Below are 19966 nucleotides of genomic sequence, written 5' to 3'. Positions count from 1 at the left end.
CGGAGGGAGAAGTTGAAGCGAGGGCGGGTATCTATATATATATCTGTGTTCATTTGGCTTCAATAAACCTTTACTCTTCGTTATGAGTGAAGGTTTTTTCTTTTTCTTAAAAGTAATGAGGGGAGAATTACTTTGACAACTTGGAATTTAGAAGGCATGAAAACACATCTTTTTATATGCAATGGCAGCAGTTGCATGAAAAAAGATGGCGAAGATATTACGCAGGTGATTCGTGATGAAATTCAGACACTTGCCCTTGATAAAGAAATACATACGACTAGAACACGTTGTAATGGGAGATGTAAGGATGCATGTGTAGTTATTGCATATCCGCAAGGGAATTGGTACCGTGTGCCAACGACTGAGCATGCAAGAGCGCTTGTGCAAGATTTACATCATGAATCTTTACATAGTGAGCATGTATTTACACTTAATGAAGGTTCATTACGACGAACAGCACAAACGACGGCTATTAAAGGGATTGAAAAAGTGAAAGAGGGGTAATTGGACCGTGCAAAAAGGGAAAATTTTCGTTGTTGGCTTTGGCCCTGGCGATTTCAAACATATTACAACGCGTGCAGTTGAGGCACTGCAACAAAGTGAATTTATCATCGGCTATAAAACATATGTAGAATTGATTGAAGATTTAGTTAGTGCGAAATCAATTGTTAGTACGGGCATGACTGAAGAAGTATCCCGTGCGCAAGAAGCAGTTCGTCAGGCAGAAGCCGGAAATATTGTGTCGGTCATTTCTAGTGGTGACTCCGGTGTATACGGAATGGCAGGGCTTGTTTATGAAGTGCTAATCGAACTTGGTTGGACAGAGGCGACAGGTATCGAAGTGGAGATCGTACCTGGTATTTCCGCTATTAACTCTTGTGCGAGTTTACTAGGCGCTCCGATAATGCACGACTCATGCACAATTAGCTTAAGTGACCATTTAACACCGTGGAATTTAATTGCAAAACGTGTTGAAGCAGCAGCATTGGCGGATTTTGTTATCGCACTTTACAACCCGAAAAGTGGAAGACGTACGCGCCAAATTGTTGAAGCACAGCGTATTTTACTAGAGTATCGTTCGCCAGATACACCGGTTGGACTTGTAAAAAGTGCCTACCGAGACCGTCAGGAAGTGACGATGACAACCTTATCAGAAATGCTTAATCATGATATTGGAATGCTGACAACGGTTATTATTGGGAACTCTTCAACGTTCTTCTATGACAATAAAATGATTACACCAAGGGGCTACCAACGTAAATATACGCTTGGTGAAGAGAAACAACCATTACGTCCACATCAGCGCTTAAAAGAAGAAGCTGAACCATGGGCGATGAATCAAGAAACAGGTGCAGCGCGTACTGATTTTGCTGCAGATCCAAATGCGGGGCGAGTGACGCCAATAACAGCAGCCCCTCCAGTGAAAAAAAAAACAACGCTTGAGATGGCAACAGCTGCTCTAGCAATGGTGAAGGGGACTAGTGCGGTTAACGTAACGCCAAAACTAGTCCACCAAAAAATAGAGTCGATTTTTGAGCTTGCAGTAAGTCCAGGGGTAGCTAATAAATTTTTCACGCCTGCACAAATGATGATGTTAGCTGAGGTAGTTGGAGAAGAGGGTTCAATGGAGTACACACCAGACCATCAAATCCATTTGAAAATCCCAACATCAGAGCCGTCTGTAATTACAGACAAGCTTCGTAGTGTAGGTTTCTTACTTGCACCGATTGGGGATGTGCTGTCACTAAAAGCTTGTGATTTCTGTTATGGCGAAAAGGCAGATTCAATCCCTTATGCCGAAGAAATTCAAGGAAAATTAGGTGGTTTAGCATTACCGAAAACACTGAACATTGGATTTAATGGCTGTGGCATGGCATGTTATCGTGCAGTGTTTGATGATATCGGCATTGTTTATCGAAAAAGTAAATTTGATGTCTTTATTGGGGCAAAGCCAGTAGGGCGTACAGCCCATGCGGCACAACCGGTTGTAGAGGGCTTAGAACCTGAACAACTCATACCACTAATTACGAATATTATTGATGAATATAAAGCAAATGCACATCCAAATGAGCGGTTGTTTAAATATTTCAAACGTGTGAAAAAGATTTTACATTTTAACTATCAAGATATGTCTTCAAAAATAGAAGTAGAGCCAGCTCCGTGCGGCGACTAGTGAGGAGAGCAAAGATGAAAGCAATTTTATTTGTCGGCCATGGTAGCCGTTTAGCAGCAGGAAATGATGAGGTACGTTCATTTATAGAACAAATGACACCGAGAATTGATAAGGATTTTTTAGTGGAGACGTGCTTTTTAGAATTTGCTTCACCAAATATTGAGCAGGGAATTACGAATTGCGTGAAAAAGGGCGCAACAGAAGTACATGTTATTCCAATTATTTTGCTACATGCAGGGCATTCGAAATTGCATATTCCAGCAGAAATTGAGCATGCACGTGAGCATTATCCAAATGTTCACTTTACGTATGGCCAAACGATTGGTATTCACGAAGAGATTTTCTCAATTTTACAAGACCGTTTAGCAGAAACTGGTTTTGACGCTGAAGCAAAACATGAAGATACAGCGATATTACTTATTGCACGTGGCGGTAGTGATCCTTATGCGAATGGCGATTTTTATAAAATCACACGTTTACTTTGGGAGAGGCTGCCTGTGCAGTATGTTGAAAGTGCCTTTATGGGCGTGACAGATCCTCGAGTGGAAGAAGGGATCGAGCGTTGTGTGAAACTAGGTGCCAAGAAAATCGTTATGTTGCCGTACTTTTTATTTACTGGCATCTTAATGGAACGCATGCATGATATGCGTCAGCAGTTCAACGAAAAATATCCAGCGTGTGATATTCAGATAGCTAATTATTTCGGCTATCATGAGCGTTTACAAAATGTCCTATTAGAGCGTATTGACCAAGCAGTGAATGGTACTTCTACAGGCATGCAGGATTTAGAAAATTACCGAGCTTACGCAGAGGTGCATGGTCACGCACATCATCACCATCATCACCATCATCACGACCATGATCATGACCACCACGATCACGACCATCACCACCATCATGAGGAGCCAGTGAAATGATCTTCATGTTAGCGGGTACGAGTGATGCAAGAAGCTTAGCACTTGAATTGCAGGAAGGGAAATATGATGTGACAGCGACTGTTGTCACAGAATCTGCGGCGGCGAGCCTTGAAGAAGTTGGTCTTAAGCATTTAGTCGGTCGCTTAACGGCAGAAGAAATGGCGACGATTTTAACTGAGCAAGACTACGAAATTGTTGTCGATGCCTCTCATCCATTCGCAGAGGAAGCCTCGAAAAACGCGATGGTAGCGGCAGAAATGGCAAATGTTCCATACATTCGCTATGAGCGTGCCCATGAGCAATACGCGCATCCTCTTATTACAGTCGTTAAAGATTACGAGGAAGCCGCGCAGTTAGCAGCGGAAAAACGTGGTGTCATTATGCTGACAACGGGTAGTAAAACACTTGCGACCTTTACAAAGGTATTGCACGGTTTAGAAAATACACGCCTGATTGCACGCATGCTTCCACGACTCGATAATATGGAAAAATGTGATGCGCTCGGTGTGGTACAAAAGGATATCGTCGCCATTCAAGGCCCCTTTTCAAAGGAATTGAATGAAGCTTTGTTCCGTCAATATGATGTGACTTTAATGATTACAAAGGAAAGCGGTAAAGTCGGTTCTGTCGATGAAAAACTTGAAGCCGCACTTGCATGTAATATTGAAACAATTTTAATCGCACGACCAAATATAAAATATGGACAGCAATATTCTACTTTTGAAGAGGTAGTACAAGCTGTGACAGACAAATTAGGAGGCAACACAAATGGACTTTAAAACAGATTTCAAACCATTAACAGTAGACCCAGATAAAATTTATGATTACAGTTTCTCAATTATTGCAGAGGAGATGGGAGAGCATAACTTCTCAGAAGACGAATGGAAAGTTGTACGTCGTATTATTCACGCATCGGCTGACTTCGAATTAGGACGTAGTGTGATTATCACACCAGGAGCACTTGAAGCGGGCGTTAAGTCAATTCTTGCAGGTCGTCATGTCATTGCAGATGTGCAAATGATTGAAAGTGGTTCGGGGAGAAAAAGATTCCAAAAACATGGTGGAGATTTACACTGCTATATCGCAGATGAGGATGTTTCGATTGAAGCGAAAAAGCAAAATACAACACGCGCAATTATTTCGATGCAAAAAGCGGTGAGCTTACATGAGGGTGGAATTTATGCCATTGGGAATGCGCCAACTGCTTTACTTGAGTTAATTCGTTTAATTAAAGAGGGAATTGCAAAGCCAGATTTAATTATTGGGATGCCAGTTGGGTTCGTATCAGCTGCTGAGTCAAAAGAAGAGTTACTGAAAATTGAAGGAATTCCGTACATTACAAACGTTGGACGTAAAGGCGGTAGTACGGTAACAGTTGCAGCCCTAAATGCCATTTCACTATTAGCGGATGAACAGGCGAAAAAATAATGGAGCGAAAGGTAAAAAAGGATCCCAAAGATATGCGTCATGGCTACACAACGGGAGCCTGTGCAACAGCTGTCACAAAGGCAGCCCTTATTGCCCTCATTACGAATGAAGAACAGGAAACGAGTACGATTCATTTACCTGTTGGGCGTGATGCGACTTTTACCATTGAAAAATGTACATTTGACGGCAAAAAAGTGAGTTGTGAAACAATTAAAGATGCTGGTGATGATCCGGATGCCACGCATAAAGCGCTTATTATTGGCACAGTTAGTTGGGCAGATAAACCTGGTATTCATTTAGACGGAGGTATTGGCGTCGGGCGTGTCACAAAGCCTGGTCTGCCAGTACCTGTAGGTGAAGCAGCTATTAATCCAGTACCACGTAAAATGATTCTCGGTACTGTCCAAGAAGTGCTCGAAATATTTCACATTGAACGTGGGGTAAACGTTGTAATTTCAGTACCACTAGGTGAGGAAATGGCGAAGAAAACGTTAAATGGACGGCTCGGCATTATCGGAGGTATTTCGATATTAGGCACAAGGGGAACCGTCGTGCCTTTTTCGAGTTCCGCTTATATGGCAAGTATCGTTCAAGCCATCAGTGTAGCAAAAGCAGCAGGCTGTGAACATCTTGTTATAACGACAGGAGGACGCAGTGAAAAATATGCAATGGCGCAGTATCCAGAGCTACAAGAAGAGGCATTTATTGAAATGGGGGATTTTGTCGGCTTTACATTGAAACATTGTAAACGACAAGGCATCAAACAAGTATCTCTCGTAGGTATGATGGGGAAATTTTCGAAAGTCGCACAGGGTGTCATGATGGTGCATTCAAAGAGTGCTGGCATTGACTTTAATTTTCTTGCGCAGCTTGCTAGTGATGTAGGTGCAGATGAAGAAACACAGGTAGAAGTTCGGGAAGCGAATACCGCATCACAAGTCGGTGAAATTATGGCAGAAAAGGGTTACGACGCTTTTTTTCATCACCTATGTGAGGCTTGTTGCTACTCCTCGCTACATCATATAAAGGGCGGTATGACACTCGCAACATCGATTTATTCGATGAAAGGACAACTACTAGGAAGGGCTGAGAATATTGCATCCATCGATGAAATTGATTGGGATCGGGGATAACGGACAAGAAAGTTTACTGCCTCAGTATATCCAGTGGATTGAAGACAGTGAGGTACTTGTTGGCGGAGAGCGTGTACTCGAATTTTTCCCAACATATACAGGCGAAAAAATCGCCATAAAGGGTGGTCTATCAGCTCTTGTAGATAGACTATCAGTAGAAACACGTAGAATCGTAATTTTGGCATCGGGGGATCCTTTGTTTTACGGAATTGGCGGCTATTTAGCGAAGATGTTAGAAATCGAGGTATACCCGTATATGAGCTCGATGCAATTAGCGTTTTCTAAAATGGGAGAAAGCTGGCAAGATGCCTATGTGACAAGTATTCATGGGCGCTCTATGAAGGGCTTAGCCCAAAGGATTGATGGTAAGAAAAAGGTTGCACTTTTAACGGACGCAGACAATAGCCCAAATGCACTCGCACGTTATTTAAAGCATTTTGGTATGACAGAATACCGCGCATTTGTAGCTGAAAATTTACAAGGTGACAACGAAAAGTGTGGCTGGTACTCACTTGATGAGTTAGAAGAAGCTGACTTTTCGCCACTAAATGTTGTGATTTTAAAGCAAATAGATTCGCCGAAAAGTTATGCACTCGGCATTGACGACGAAGAATTTTCCCAACGTAAGCCAGATAAAGGGCTAATAACGAAAAAGGAAATTCGTGTACTAAGCCTACATGCTATGCAATTACAAAAGGGTAGTACAGTGTGGGATGTTGGAACTTGTACGGGCTCAATGGCGATTGAAGCAGGGAAGTTAGCGCCAGAGGGACAAGTGTTTGCGGTGGAAAAAAATGCACCAGATCTAGAAAATTGTCTGCAAAATCAGCAGAAATTCCGCGTAGATATTACAGCAATTCACAGTAAAGCACCTGAAGGCCTGGAAAACTTTCCAGATCCAGATGCAATTTTTATCGGTGGAACGGGCGGAGAAATGGTGGAACTATTAAAGCTTTGCTGTAAACGTTTGAAACCGAATGGGCGCATTGTTTTAAATGCAGCGACAATTGAAAATTTATATAAAGCGGTGGAAGCATTTAAGGCATGTGGCTTTGCAGTCGATATTTTACAGGCACAGCTATCTCGCAGTAAACCGATTTTAGATATGACAAGATTTGTACCACTCAATCCAATATATATTATTTCGGCACATCGAAAGGAAGAAAATCATGAGTAACTTAGGTATTTTATATGGTTTAGGCGTTGGCCCTGGAGACCCAGAGTTAATTACAGTAAAGGCATTTCGTATCATTCAAGAGTCACCAGTAATTGCTTATCCGAAAAAGCTAAAAGGTAGTAAAAGCTATGCGCACCGCATTGTTGAAGTCTATATTAATCCAGAAGAAAAGGATATGCTTGGACTTGTGTTCCCAATGACGAAGGACGCGGCTGTACTTGAACGTGAATGGACGAAATCTGTAGAGTTAGTATATGGTAAATTACAAGAAGGTAAAGATGTGGCGTTCGTTACAGAGGGGGACCCACTTTTATATAGTACGTTCATACATATGATGAAGCTGATGCAAGACATGCATCCTGATGTGGAAATTCGTACAGTGCCTGGTATTTCATCATTTAATGGATCAGCATCGCGTCTTGGTATCGCGCTTGCAGATGGTGATGATCATGTTGCGATTATTCCTGCACATGATGATTATGATGCAATGCGTCAAGCGATAGAAAGTCATGATGCCGTTGTCTTCATTAAAGTGGCGAAGGTCATCGATTTAATGCTTGAAGTACTGCGTGATTTAGATTTACTTGATAAAGCTTCAGTTGTGACAAAAGTAACATCAGATGAAGAAATTATTTGGGATGTACGCGAGCTAGATGGTGTCGATTTAGAATATTTAACATTAATGGTGGTGCGTAAATAATGAAGAAGATTTTTATAGTTGGTGCTGGTCCTGGAGATCCAGATTTAATTACGGTTAAGGGCTTACATATTTTACAAACAGCTGATGTTGTTATGTACACAGATTCTTTAGTGAACGAGGATTTAATCGCGAAGGCAAAGCCGGAAGCGGAAGTGATTCGTACAGCGGGTATGCATTTAGAAGAAATGGTTGGTGTGATGGCTGACCGTGTGAACGCGGGTAAAGTAGTTGCACGTATGCATACAGGTGACCCTGCGATGTATGGTGCAATTATGGAACAAGTAGCACTATTAAAGAAACAAGACATTGGTTATGAAGTGATTCCAGGTGTAAGTTCTGTATTTGCATCTGCTGCGGCAATTGGTGCAGAGCTAACGATTCCTGATTTAACACAAACGCTGATTTTAACACGTGCTGAAGGACGTACGCCTGTACCGGAATTTGAAAAGCTACGTAGTCTGGCGAGTCATCATTGTACAATTGCGCTGTTTTTAAGTGCAACGTTAACGAAGAAAATTGTTAAGGAATTACAAGGAGCAGGCTGGGCCGACAATACACCAGTCGCGGTTATCCAACGTGCGACGTGGCCAGATCAAAAAATTGTACGTACGACGTTAATTGAGCTCGATGAAGCAATGCGTGTCAACGGCATCCGTAAGCATGCCATGATTTTAGCGGGCTGGGCGCTAGATCCAGACATCCACGACAAGGATGAATACCGTTCGAAATTATACGATGCAAGCTTTACACACGGCTTTCGTAAAGGTGTGAAGACAAGTGATTGAGTTAAAAGAGGGCGTATACCCAGAGGTCGACCAGCGTCATCCCTATGCAATCGTAGCCATTACAAAGCATGGTGTGCAACTTGGGCGGAAATTACAACAGTCATTTTCGCAAGGTGACCTCTATTATATGGGGAAATTCGAGCATGGAGACGAGGAGCAAAAACATATTCAAATGTTTACGGGTACAGTGCGCTTGCTCCTCCCAACTTTGTTTAAGCAATATAAAGGGTTAATATTGATCATTTCACTCGGTGCAGTCGTTCGTATGATTGCGCCGATTTTACAAGATAAGAAGACAGACCCGGGTGTCGTTGTTATTGATGATCGAGGTGAAAATGTTATTAGTGTACTTTCGGGCCATTTAGGTGGCGCCAATGAATTAACGCATGAAGTGGCTGCTGCAATGGGAGCAAATCCGATTATTACAACGGCATCAGATGTACAAAAAACGATTCCTGTGGATTTATTTGGGTCACGTTTTGGTTGGGTGTGGGATAGTGATGAGAAATTAACACCTGTTAGTGCTTCTGTTGTGAATGAGGAGCATGTTGCCATCGTACAGGAAACTGGCGAGCAAAATTGGTGGATGCGTGATACACCGATGCCAGAACAAATAAAAGTGTATCCAACGACACAAGCGGCAATCGCCGTAAATCCTCATGCGACACTACTTATTACGGACCGTATTATTGAACCTGAAGAAGAAGTACTACTTGAAAATGGCGTGATTTATCGTCCTAAATCAGTAGTTCTTGGCATGGGCTGTAATCGTGGTACCTCAATCGAAGAAATTGAACAAGTCATAGATGAAACACTTGCTGAACTAAAGCTATCGAAAAAAAGTGTCAAAGCACTTTGTACGATTGATTTAAAGAAGGATGAGCAATGCTTTATCGATATTACCAAAAAATACGACTGGGAATTCATCACGTATACACCTGCTGAATTGAATGAAATTGATTTTCCAACACCTTCTGAAACGGTGTTTAAATATACAGGGGCGTACGGTGTGAGTGAACCAGCGGCAATGCGATACGCCCAGGTAGAGGCATTAATTTTACAAAAGAAAAAATCAGGCAATGCAACGATTTCTGTTGCAAGACGCCCATTTTAAGGAGGGATTGCATGAAAACGAATCGTTTTGTACTTGCCGGAACAGGTAGTGGTGTTGGTAAAACGACATTTACAATTGGTCTCATGAAGGCATTACAGGAAAAAGGAAAAATCGTGCAAGGCTTTAAATGTGGTCCTGATTATATTGATCCGACCTATCATACAGCAGTGACAGGACGTGTATCTCGTAATATTGATAGCTGGATGTTTTCTCATGAGGCAGTTCGAGATATTGTTGCACGTGCGAGCAAGGATGCGGAAGTTTCGATTATAGAAGGTGTCATGGGTTTTTACGATGGCAAAAGTCCTTTATCAGATGCAGGGTCGGCAGCTGAGATTAGTGTCGTTACAGAAAGTCCTGTAATTTTAATTGTCAACTGCGCGAGTATGGCAAGAAGTGTTGCCGCTGTTGTGAAGGGCTTTCAACTGCTGTCCGACAAGCCGAATATTGTTGGTGTCATAGCCAATCAAGTCGGTAGCGTTGGGCATTATGAAATTGCTAAAGCGGCCATTGAACAGGAATGTGGTATTCCAGTCATTGGGTATTTAAAACGTGAGGCAGACATTGATATTCCTAGCCGTCATTTAGGGTTAATCCCTGCAATTGAACGTGGAGAGCTGGATACCTTTTTTGATAAGCTTGGTGCATTGATGGCTGAGACGATTGATTTGGAGCTACTTCTCGCTCTAACAAAAGCGCCAGCACTTGAAGAAATAGGAAATCTATTTGTTGAAGAACCAAAAAAAGATGTATGTATCGCGGTGGCGAAAGATGCAGCGTTTAACTTTTATTATGAGGAAAATTTAGCGTTGTTACGTGCAAAAGGAGCGACGTTGCAGTTTTTCTCTCCATTAGCGAACGAGCCTGTACCTACTGAGGCAGATGGGCTATACATCGGTGGTGGCTTCCCCGAGGAATTTGCACAAACTCTTGCGCAAAATGATGTGGCGAAGCAGTCAATTCGGGATGCAATCAACAAGGGCTTGCCAACGTTAGCGGAATGTGGTGGCTTTATGTATTGTACAGAAGCTATTACGAATAGTTCTGGTGAGCGCTATGAGATGCTTGGAGTTGTTCCAGGTGAGGTAGCGATGCAAACAAAACTCGCGGCACTTGGGTATCGTGAGATTTTTGGCACAGAAGGTAACTTTTTAATTGGAGCAAATGAAGAAGCGAAAGGGCATGAATTCCATTATTCGAAATATAGCGGAGAGCATCTAACACCTGCTTATGAAACGAAAGGTCGTTTCGGTAAAAAGCAGGAAGGCTATAACATGAACAACTTAGTGGCGGGCTATACGCATTTCCATTTCGTTTCGAATCCACAACTCGTGGATAATTGGATGACAGCATGTAAGAAGGTGAAAAACGGTGACTAATTATTTTCCAATCCATTTAAATATCGAATATAAAACGGTCGTTATTGTTGGCGGGGGACATGTTGCAACGCAAAAAGTGGCATCGTTACTACCAGCAAAAGCAAATATCGTAATTATCAGTCCAACATTGCATGAAACATTAGTACCACTTGCCGAGAACGGTCAAATTACGTGGCGTGAAAAAGAATTTGAACCACGTGATTTAGATGATGCTTCAATGATTATTGCGACAACTAACAATCCAACGGTAAATGATGCGGTGCAAGAAGCGGCGCAGCATTGGCAATTATTAAATCGTGCAGATGTACAAGGGGCAAGTGATTTTATTACACCAGCAACAGTCCGTCGTGGGCCACTTGTATTAACTGTTTCAACATCAGGGGCAAGCCCCGCCTTAGCCCGAAAAATAAAAAAAGATTTAGAACAACAGTTTGATGATATCTATGAAGACTATGTGCATTTTTTACAGCAGGCTCGCTTGATGATTACTGCAACGATTGAAAAAGGCGAAAAGCGTACTGCGGCTTTAAAAGCTTTACTTGAACCGTCTTTATTAGAATGGACACGCAGTGGCGAAATCGACAAACGAGAAGCATACCTACAACAATTATTGACGGGAGAATTACTATGAGTAACGGAGTAGTTTATTTAGTTGGAGCGGGTCCTGGTGATCCGAAGTTGATTACCGTATACGGCCTCGAATGCATTCAAAAAGCAGATGTAATTGCATATGATCGCCTCGTTAATCCTAAATTGTTAGACTATGCAAAAAAAGATGCAGAACTCGTTTATTGCGGAAAATTGCCCGGGAAACATCACCTTATTCAAGAGGAAATACATGAACTTCTAGTCGCAAAGGCAAAAGAGGGTAAAGTTGTGACGCGTTTAAAAGGTGGAGACCCATTCGTTTTTGGACGTGGTGCAGAAGAAGCAGAAGTATTAAAGAATCATGATATTCCTTATGAAGTTGTTCCGGGTATTACAGCGGGAATTGCCGCACCAGCATACGCAGGAATTCCAGTTACACACCGTGATTTTGCCACAAGTTTTGCACTTGTCACTGGTCATGGTCGCGAAGAAAAAGGACAAGACTTTTTAAATTGGCCTGCGCTTGCAACAGGTATTGATACGGTTGCTTTTTATATGAGCGTAGGCAATTTATCATATATTGCGAGAAAACTGATTGAACATGGACGTAAAGCAACCACACCAGTGGCAGTCATTGAGTGGGGCACTACAGACAAACAGCGTACGATTACAGGACAACTCGATGAAATCGCAAGCATAATTGAACATGAAGGTTATCATAACCCTTCGATGATTGTTGTTGGAGATGTTGTCAATGTACGGGAGAAAATCCACTGGTTTCAAGAGCAACAATTAGAAATTTCGTAATAAGGGGAGAACAATATGTCAGTCATCGAAGCATTAAAACAAAGACGAGCAATCCGTAATTATACGACACAAGCTGTTGAAAAGGAGAAAATCGAACAAATCTTACAAGCAGCTACTTATGCGCCAAATGATAGAATGCGCGAGCCTTGGCATTTTTATGTTATGCAAGGTGATGCGATGAAACGCTATGAAGAAATGGCGACTGCCTATTTACAAGAACGATTTCCGACAAAACCGAATTTAGTTGAAAGTTCATTAAAAGTTGTGCAAACGACACCCGTTGCCATTGTGGTGACTGCAGATATCGCTGTAGGTGACGTCGATGCAACTGAAGACAATGTTTTTGCTGTTTGTAGTGCCATTATGTCAATGTGGCTAGCAGCAGAGGAACTTGGACTTGGTTTTGTGTGGCGTACACGTGGTGTTGGCCTTGTTCATGATACACGTATGCATGATTTTATCGGTGCAAGTGATACACAAAAGGTTGTTGGTACGATTTTCATAGGTTATCCAGAGGAGCAAGATTTACCAGACAAGAAGCGTACTTCATTCGTTGAAAAAACAACATGGCTTGCTTAAAGGAGATTAGAAGAAATGGCTAGAAAAGGTTTGTTTTTAATGTATACAGGTGAAGGTAAAGGGAAAACAACTGCTTCACTCGGTGTGACTTTACGTGCAGTAGGGCGCGGCTTAAATGTACGTTATATGCAATTTATCAAATCTCCTGAGCGTACATACGGAGAGCAAATTGCTCTTCGAAAGCTTGGTGTTGAGATGGAACAGATGGGGATTGGCTTTACGTGGACGAAAACGCCTGAAGAACATCGAGTAGCCCTTGCAAAAGCTTGGAAAAAAACGAAAGCAGCTTTGCAAGATGACAGCATTGATTTACTTGTATTAGACGAACTAAATAATGCCCTTGCTATTACAAAATTCCCTATCGATGATGTTCTGCCTTTAGCTGAAGTCATTGAAGCCATTCAAAATCGACCAGCAACGATGCATCTTGTCGTAACAGGGCGTAGTGCAAATCCTGCCCTTATAGCGATGGCTGATTTGGTTTCAACAATTGATGCGACGAAACATTACTATGACGAAGGAATTCCAGCAGTCAAGGGGCTCGAATTTTAACTTTATTCACATAGAAGCGGAGGTCACGGATTTTAGATTGATATCACAATTCAAAATCCGTAAGCACTTGCGCTAAGGGGCAAGTAATTGGAGGGAAAAGACATGCCTGCAAAATCAATTATGATTCAAGGAACTGCTTCAGATGTAGGGAAAAGTATGATTTGTACTGCACTTTGTCGTATTTTTTCGAATGACGGACTACATGTAGTGCCATTTAAGTCACAAAATATGGCACTCAATTCGTTCGTCACAGAGGATGGCGGAGAAATCGGTCGTGCACAAGGCGTACAGGCTGAAGCTGCACGTGTTGTCGCTACGACAGATATGAACCCGATTTTGCTAAAGCCAAAGCAAGAGATGATGTCAGAGGTAATTGTACATGGCAAGCATTTCTTAGATATGGATGCAAAAAGCTATCGCAACAATTTTGTCAGTGAAGCAATGCCGATAGTAGAACAATCCGTACGAAAATTACAAGATACATATGATGTCATTGTACTAGAGGGTGCAGGGAGTCCAGCTGAAATCAATTTAAAAGATCGTGATATTGCCAATATGCGTATGGCACATTTAGCCGATGCAGCGGTTGTTTTAGTGGCTGATATTGATAGAGGCGGTGTTTTCGCGTCTATTATTGGAACGTTAGCGCTTTTAGATGAGGCGGAGCGTGCTCGGGTGAAAGGTATCGTGATCAATAAATTCCGTGGGATGCGTGAATTGCTGGATGACGGACTTACATGGCTTGAACAGGAAACGGGAATACCTGTCCTTGGTGTAGTGCCATATATGGATGTCAAAATCGAAGCGGAAGATTCCCTAGCACTGTCTTCACTACGGTTTAAAAAACCGAAGAAGGGTGAATTTGCGATTGATGTAGCGATGATTCGTTTACCGCGCATTTCGAATTTTACGGATGTTGATCCATTTTTTGATGAGCCTGAAGTAGGTGTTCGTTTAATTGCAAATGTTGCGGAACTTGGGACTCCTGATTTACTAATTGTGCCGGGAACAAAAAGTACGATGGATGATTTAGCGTGGTTAAAGGCGCAAGGTTTTGATAGGGCTATAGAGGATTTACGTGCACAAGATACAAAAATCATCGGTATATGCGGAGGCTTCCAAATGCTCGGCGAAACGTTATTAGATCCTGATGCAGTTGAAGGAAATGGAAACAATGCACAAGGGTTAGCGTTATTGCCAATTGAAACTATTTTTGTAGGAGATAAAAAAACTGTACAGATGTCCGGTACGTTAAAAGATAATAGTACGACGTTAACTGGCTATGAAATTCATCTCGGGCGCACAACGATTCTGCGTGAAGAAGTGTCACCGTTTTTACAATTAGTAGATGGACGTGTAGATGGGGCAGTGAGTGAGGATGGGCAAGTAATCGGTTCGTATTTCCACGGACTTTTTCACAACCGTCAATTTACACGAAATCTTATCAATGAATTACGTGTGAAGAAAGGGTTAGCAATGCTACCGAGTGATGTGAAGAGTGATGCAGAACGCCGAGAAGATGCGTATAATATGCTAGCTAAACATATCCGTGCAAATTTAGATATGGAAAAAGTGTACGAACTGCTTAATATAGAGGTGAAAACATGACAAGAAAAGGCCCACTCGCTATTAATTATGAAGCATTATGGCAAGAAGGTATGAAAGATTGGCATGGTAAAATGCCAGAACGTATGGTAGATGATTCGTTAGAAGAGCAATTTTGGTCTCAGTCTATTGCACGTAAAAAAGTAGGACAAACCGACCCATATGCGGCACGTATTTTTGAAGCGATACGCGAAAAAATTGAGCCACAGCATTCTGTTCTAGAAATTGGTCCAGGCTGGGGGAACTACACGTTTCCACTTGCAGATTATGCGGAAAAGCTAACATGTGTGGATAGTTCCGAGAGTGTGCTGGCATACTTAGAAAGCTGTTTAAGTGATCAGCAGCATGTGGGCTATGTTCATGCGAAGTGGGAAGAGTTGGGCAAAAATTCGGTTGAGGCGCATGATGTGGTAGTCGGGGTGAATTGCTTTTATCGTATGTTCCATATTAAAGAGGCGCTTCGCCATATGAACCGTCTTGCAAAAAAGCGTGCCATCATCGGGATGACGACCGGCCCGATTCAACCACACTATGAGGTGTTACATGCGCAGTATGGCTACGATATCAAATTCCCACGTAGGGACTATATTGAGTTTTTAAATTTACTCTATGAAATGGATATTTATGCGGAATGTGAGATTGTTAAACTTAAACGTACATATGAATATGATTCTTATGAACAACTTCTGAAGACGCAAAGTAGTAAAATTTTAACTGAAGGATACCAACGTGCACATGTAGAGCAGGCATTAGCGCCATTTATTGAAGAAGTCGATGGGCGTTATTTTTATCGCCATGATTTTCATGCAGCCCTTATTTCTTGGGAACCGAAATAGTATTAACTACACATTGATAAAGATTATCAACTGTATTCTCCTAGTTATTAGGTGGAATACAGTTGTTTTTTTGTAGGGTATTTATGTTAATGTTGCGTTAAACATCGTGAAAGATGATGTGTACTGGATAATTTAGCGAGATTTTAATAAAAGTATTTAAATTTTTGTAACGAATACCGTTTTAAATCTATATATAAGTGTCACAGATTAAAAGTTGGCGAGAAGGAGGGGGAAGGTGGAGGATTTAAGTGAAATCTACAAATCGTATGCAGATGAAGTAAAGTATTTTCTTATTTGTTTAACTTCCAATGTAGATTTAGCGGAAGAACTGACCCAAGAGACCTTTTATCAGGCAGTAAAGTCCATCGGGCGATATAACGGTGAATGTAAAATGTCTGTTTGGTTATGTCAAATTGCAAAACATACATATTATAACTACTTAAAAAAGGAGAAACGTAATGCTCATATGAGTGTAGAAAATATGATGGATATGGGCGTTGAGATCCCATCTAAAGCTGATGTGCCAGACGTTCAGCTAGTTAAACGCAATACACTAGTTTCGCTACACAAAGAAATACATTCATTAAAGGAGTCTTATCGTGAAATATTTTTACTAAGAACCTCCATTGATCTTAGCTTTAAAGAGATTGGTGAGATATTTGATAAAAGTGAGAACTGGGCGAGGGTTACCTATTATCGTGCCAAACTAAAACTAGCAGAAAGGATTGATCTGAATGAATTGTAATATTATTAAAGATTTACTACCATCGTATATTGATGGAATTTGTAGTGAAGATAGTGTAACAGCGATTGAAGAGCATATACCACATTGCGAAGATTGCAAGCAGACGTTAAAAACAATGCAGCAGCAAACAGATTATGTTCAAACGATACCGGAAGAAGTGGCAAAAGCAATTACCCCTTTTAAAAAAATTAATAAAAAGAGCCGTATCCAAGTGTTTAAGGCTATTGTTATGACTTTTTTAATGACCTTTTTTATCACGGTTGTAGGTAATTTTGTTTATCAGGAGGTAGAAGTTGTTCATCAATTCTTTACCCCGATTATGAGGGCCGATGTCCATGTAGAACTAGAAGATATGGAGGAGTGGCAAAGCGTATATTTTAACGACAAAAAGTATTTGATATTCGACAGTATTTTTTGGAAAAAGGAAATAATTAATAGTGCAAGTAATGATAGTAACATATTGCTGAGGGTAAAAGATGAAAATGGTCTTGTAGTAGTAGATGAATTGAAGATAGAACCTGGAACAGGTGTAAAATTGGACAGCCTAAAGAAAGGTGAAAAATATTTCTTTGAAATTAAAACTACACAAAGAAGAACTTTTATTAATGCGACATGAGAAAAACAGAGACCTAGTCGTGGTCTCTGTTTTTATATAGCTGATTGGAGCGAGTGAAGCGGCTCATCAGACGCCCCCTGGAAATCAACCCCACGTTATGATGGATAAGTAGTTAGTACTGCTTACTCATGATATAATAACTATATTTATTACTAATCCAAATTGGTTTATAAAATTAAGAAACAAAGTAAATAGAGGTGAAGTATATGCAGTTGCATTTTTTAGGGACAGGTGCAGGGATGCCATCTAAGGAACGAAACACAAGTGCATTAATGGTGAAGCTGCTTGATGAAATCGGTGAAATGTGGCTGTTTGATTGTGGAGAGGCAACTCAACATCAAATTTTGCGTACATCTCTAAAGCCTCGTAAAGTAACAAAGGTTTTTATCACTCATTTACATGGTGATCATATTTTCGGACTGCCAGGTTTCCTTAGCTCACGTTCTTTTCAAGGTGGGGATGAGGAGCTAACAATTTTTGGTCCAACTGGCATACAACAGTGGATTGAGACGACACTTGCTTTATCTAAAACCCATTTGACATATCCACTAAAGTTTGTAGAGGTCAGTGAGGGGATTATTTATGAGGATGAACAGTTTATCGTACGAGCAGGTGAATTGCGTCATGTTGTGCCTTGCTTCGGCTACCGCATTGAGCAAAAGGACTTGCCGGGAGAGTTGCTGATTGAAAAGGCGCTAGAACTTGGCGTGCCAAAGGGTCCACAACTGGGGCAGTTAAAAAGCGGACAAGATGTTACATTAGATAGCGGTGTAATCGTACGTGCAACAGATGTATTGGCACCTCCTCAAAAAGGGTTTACGTTAGCTATTCTAGGCGATACAAAATATTGTGAAGAAGCAATTGCTCTAGCGCAAGATGCAGATATTGTTGTACATGAAGCTACATTTGATGGTTCTACAATTGATTTGGCAGCCAATTATGGTCATTCAACAAATACTGAAGCGGCGACTGTTGCAAGTCGAGCACAAGCACGTTATCTATTATTAAATCATTTAAGCGCGCGATTTTTACCAAGTGATTTACCAGCGTTTTTAGTAGAAGCGCAAGCGATTTTTGCACAAACTTATTTAACATCAGATCACACGATTTTTAGTTGGCAGAATGGTGAGTTGAATCATTAATTCAGACATTATACACATTGCTACGATTGACGGCTTAAAATAGTAGGAATTCTGTCCTGAAAGGAAAATAATCTGCTGTTTATTTGATATACAAGGAAAATCTGTATTCCATTGTTGCTTTTTGTAAAACTTTATAAATAAAACATAGGATACATAGCGAAGACTCTCTTCATGAGTTTTCGCCTTTTCTTTTACTGTTAAATAGTGAATTATTGATTGTGAAAAAATAAGTTGCAAGATAAGGTGAAGAGCATCTTTATCTAAATTACAGTGAAAATGTACTAGTTATAAATAAAAGATCTAAGTAGAATCATCTCCATGGAATGGATTTACATGTGGAGAAATTACGATTTGACACAAGTAACAACCTGTTGTTAATATTAAGTTGTTACTTTTCAAACGCACTATTTCGAATATTGAATTTACATATAAGTTGAAAATTATAGCAGCAGTCGATTTTTGAAAATGATCAGCCCCTGTCTGTTGAATAGGCTGATAGAAGAAATGGATGCTCTAGACGCCATGAGATATGAATCGGAAAAAATCAAATTGTGCATTAAATTTATTCTATCCACTTTAATGAAACACGCACATCAAATGATAATTTACTAACAGAACTAGAAATGGCTTTATGCACTATGCGGTGAAAACGTTATTTCACCACTTTAAAAACGGATAAAACCGTTGATAAATCAAGACTTATAAAGGGAGATGAGAATATGAAAGTATTAAAAATGTTAAGTATTACTTTGGGGATTTCTGCTTCATTACTTTTAGGTGCTTGTGGTGATGAGGAAGGTAGTAACAATTCAATAGAAGGATCCGCAAGTATTGAAGAACAGGTTAATTATACAATCGTCGGGATTGAGCCAGGTGCAGGTTTAACAGGCCTTTCACAAGATGCATTGGAGCAATATGAAAACCTAGAAGGCTGGATATTAGAGGAAAGTTCTACAGCAGGAATGTTAGTTTCCCTCAAGCAGGCGATCGACAACGAAGAGCCAATCATTATTACGGGTTGGAAGCCTCACTGGAAATTTTCTGCATATGACTTGAAAATACTTGAAGATCCTAAAGGCGTTTTAGGTGGTGCAGAAAATATTAATACACTTGTAAGAAAAGACTTAGAGAAGGATTTACCTGATGTATTTACAGTACTCGATCGTTTCTATTGGGAGCCAGAAGATATGGAACAGGTAATGTATAACGCACAGGACGAAGACTTTGAGGATGCGGCTGCGAAATGGATCGAAGATAATCAGGATAAAGTCAATGAATGGACTAAAGGAGTAGCAAAAGCAAATGGCACAGAAGTGGAGCTAGTATCTACCCCTTGGGACTCAGAACGTGCTTCAAGTAGTGTGGTAAAAGCTGTGTTAGAGCAAATAGGCTATAAAGTGACAGTCACACCTGTAGACCCTGCTATTATGTTCCAAGCAATTGCCACTGGCGAAGGTGATGCAACTGTAGCACCTTGGCTACCAACAACCCACAAGGCGTTTTATGAGAAGTATAAGGAGGATATCGTCGATTTAGGTGAAAATCTAGAAGGCACACAAAACGGCTTTGTTGTGCCAGCTTATGTGGACATTGATTCAATAGAGGATTTAGAGCCGAAAAAATAATGTTATTAAGTTGTAATGTTGGAAGAATGCCGGACACAGTATGCAGTAATCGAATTTAAAAAACT

Annotated in this window: 21 protein-coding genes; all 21 read left to right on the top strand. The window is 40.9% G+C overall.

Going from position 1 to position 19966, the window contains the following annotated elements; genetic code table 11:
• Positions 1 to 132 precede the first annotated feature (132 nt).
• The 21 genes from ACIQZG_RS14190 (at position 133) to ACIQZG_RS14090 (ending at position 19901) form a co-directional block, all read left to right on the top strand.
• Entirely contained in the window at positions 133 to 504 is a 372-nt protein-coding gene (locus tag ACIQZG_RS14190) for a (2Fe-2S) ferredoxin domain-containing protein (RefSeq protein ID WP_402756013.1), read from the top strand.
• Between the two features lie 7 nt (positions 505 to 511).
• Entirely contained in the window at positions 512 to 2173 is a 1662-nt protein-coding gene (cobJ, locus tag ACIQZG_RS14185; protein WP_402756011.1) for a precorrin-3B C(17)-methyltransferase, read from the top strand.
• A gap of 14 nt (positions 2174 to 2187) precedes the next feature.
• On the top strand, positions 2188 to 3090 hold the full coding sequence (locus ACIQZG_RS14180; protein ID WP_402756009.1) for a sirohydrochlorin chelatase: 903 nt from the start codon (positions 2188 to 2190) through the stop codon (positions 3088 to 3090).
• Entirely contained in the window at positions 3087 to 3869 is a 783-nt protein-coding gene (gene cobK / locus ACIQZG_RS14175; RefSeq protein WP_402756007.1) for a precorrin-6A reductase, read from the top strand. Before ACIQZG_RS14180 ends, cobK begins: the two co-directional genes overlap by 4 nt.
• Entirely contained in the window at positions 3859 to 4518 is a 660-nt protein-coding gene (locus ACIQZG_RS14170; RefSeq protein ID WP_402756005.1) for a precorrin-8X methylmutase, read from the top strand. The genes cobK and ACIQZG_RS14170 overlap by 11 nt, the downstream gene beginning before the upstream one ends.
• Positions 4518 to 5651: a cobalt-precorrin-5B (C(1))-methyltransferase gene (locus ACIQZG_RS14165; protein WP_402756003.1), complete on the top strand. Its 1134-nt coding sequence runs from the start codon at positions 4518 to 4520 to the stop codon at positions 5649 to 5651. Before ACIQZG_RS14170 ends, ACIQZG_RS14165 begins: the two co-directional genes overlap by 1 nt.
• Positions 5626 to 6828 carry a precorrin-6y C5,15-methyltransferase (decarboxylating) subunit CbiE gene (cbiE, locus tag ACIQZG_RS14160; protein ID WP_402756001.1) on the top strand — a complete coding sequence of 401 codons (1203 nt, stop codon included), beginning with the start codon at positions 5626 to 5628 and terminating at the stop codon, positions 6826 to 6828. Before ACIQZG_RS14165 ends, cbiE begins: the two co-directional genes overlap by 26 nt.
• Entirely contained in the window at positions 6821 to 7528 is a 708-nt protein-coding gene (gene cobI / locus ACIQZG_RS14155; protein WP_402755999.1) for a precorrin-2 C(20)-methyltransferase, read from the top strand. The genes cbiE and cobI overlap by 8 nt, the downstream gene beginning before the upstream one ends.
• A complete protein-coding gene (gene cobM / locus ACIQZG_RS14150) occupies positions 7528 to 8313 on the top strand; it encodes a precorrin-4 C(11)-methyltransferase (protein WP_402755998.1) in 786 nt (261 codons plus the stop codon). Before cobI ends, cobM begins: the two co-directional genes overlap by 1 nt.
• On the top strand, positions 8306 to 9427 hold the full coding sequence (locus ACIQZG_RS14145; RefSeq protein WP_402755997.1) for a cobalt-precorrin 5A hydrolase: 1122 nt from the start codon (positions 8306 to 8308) through the stop codon (positions 9425 to 9427). The genes cobM and ACIQZG_RS14145 overlap by 8 nt, the downstream gene beginning before the upstream one ends.
• Before the next feature lie 11 nt (positions 9428 to 9438).
• Positions 9439 to 10806 carry a cobyrinic acid a,c-diamide synthase CobB gene (locus ACIQZG_RS14140; protein WP_402755996.1) on the top strand — a complete coding sequence of 456 codons (1368 nt, stop codon included), beginning with the start codon at positions 9439 to 9441 and terminating at the stop codon, positions 10804 to 10806.
• On the top strand, positions 10799 to 11437 hold the full coding sequence (locus ACIQZG_RS14135) for a precorrin-2 dehydrogenase/sirohydrochlorin ferrochelatase family protein (protein WP_402755995.1): 639 nt from the start codon (positions 10799 to 10801) through the stop codon (positions 11435 to 11437). Before ACIQZG_RS14140 ends, ACIQZG_RS14135 begins: the two co-directional genes overlap by 8 nt.
• Positions 11434 to 12201 (top strand): uroporphyrinogen-III C-methyltransferase, encoded by a 768-nt coding sequence (gene cobA / locus ACIQZG_RS14130; RefSeq protein ID WP_402755994.1) that lies wholly within the window; start codon positions 11434 to 11436, stop codon positions 12199 to 12201. The genes ACIQZG_RS14135 and cobA overlap by 4 nt, the downstream gene beginning before the upstream one ends.
• Positions 12202 to 12216: 15 nt before the next feature.
• Complete coding sequence (locus ACIQZG_RS14125; protein WP_402755993.1) at positions 12217 to 12780, top strand: nitroreductase family protein; 564 nt, start codon at positions 12217 to 12219, stop codon at positions 12778 to 12780.
• Between the two features lie 15 nt (positions 12781 to 12795).
• Positions 12796 to 13332: a cob(I)yrinic acid a,c-diamide adenosyltransferase gene (locus ACIQZG_RS14120; protein ID WP_402755992.1), complete on the top strand. Its 537-nt coding sequence runs from the start codon at positions 12796 to 12798 to the stop codon at positions 13330 to 13332.
• 102 nt (positions 13333 to 13434) lie between these two features.
• A complete protein-coding gene (locus ACIQZG_RS14115) occupies positions 13435 to 14940 on the top strand; it encodes a cobyric acid synthase (RefSeq protein ID WP_402755991.1) in 1506 nt (501 codons plus the stop codon).
• Positions 14937 to 15773, top strand: a complete 837-nt coding sequence (locus ACIQZG_RS14110) for a class I SAM-dependent methyltransferase (protein ID WP_402755990.1) — start codon at positions 14937 to 14939, stop codon at positions 15771 to 15773. The genes ACIQZG_RS14115 and ACIQZG_RS14110 overlap by 4 nt, the downstream gene beginning before the upstream one ends.
• A gap of 235 nt (positions 15774 to 16008) precedes the next feature.
• Complete coding sequence (locus tag ACIQZG_RS14105) at positions 16009 to 16518, top strand: RNA polymerase sigma factor (RefSeq protein WP_402755989.1); 510 nt, start codon at positions 16009 to 16011, stop codon at positions 16516 to 16518.
• The gene (locus ACIQZG_RS14100; RefSeq protein ID WP_402755988.1) at positions 16508 to 17134 is read left to right on the top strand and encodes an anti-sigma factor family protein; all 627 of its coding nucleotides are present in this window, start codon (positions 16508 to 16510) and stop codon (positions 17132 to 17134) included. The genes ACIQZG_RS14105 and ACIQZG_RS14100 overlap by 11 nt, the downstream gene beginning before the upstream one ends.
• Before the next feature lie 206 nt (positions 17135 to 17340).
• The gene (gene rnz, locus ACIQZG_RS14095; RefSeq protein ID WP_402755986.1) at positions 17341 to 18276 is read left to right on the top strand and encodes a ribonuclease Z; all 936 of its coding nucleotides are present in this window, start codon (positions 17341 to 17343) and stop codon (positions 18274 to 18276) included.
• Between the two features lie 719 nt (positions 18277 to 18995).
• Positions 18996 to 19901 (top strand): glycine betaine ABC transporter substrate-binding protein, encoded by a 906-nt coding sequence (locus ACIQZG_RS14090; RefSeq protein WP_402755984.1) that lies wholly within the window; start codon positions 18996 to 18998, stop codon positions 19899 to 19901.
• Positions 19902 to 19966: the final 65 nt, after the last annotated feature.

The sequence above is a fragment of the Lysinibacillus sp. NPDC096418 genome (assembly GCF_044762775.1).
Lineage (GTDB): Bacteria > Bacillota > Bacilli > Bacillales_A > Planococcaceae > Lysinibacillus.
The sequence above is the reverse complement of the archived record's forward strand: the minus strand, read 5'-3'. Positions and strand labels throughout refer to the sequence as shown.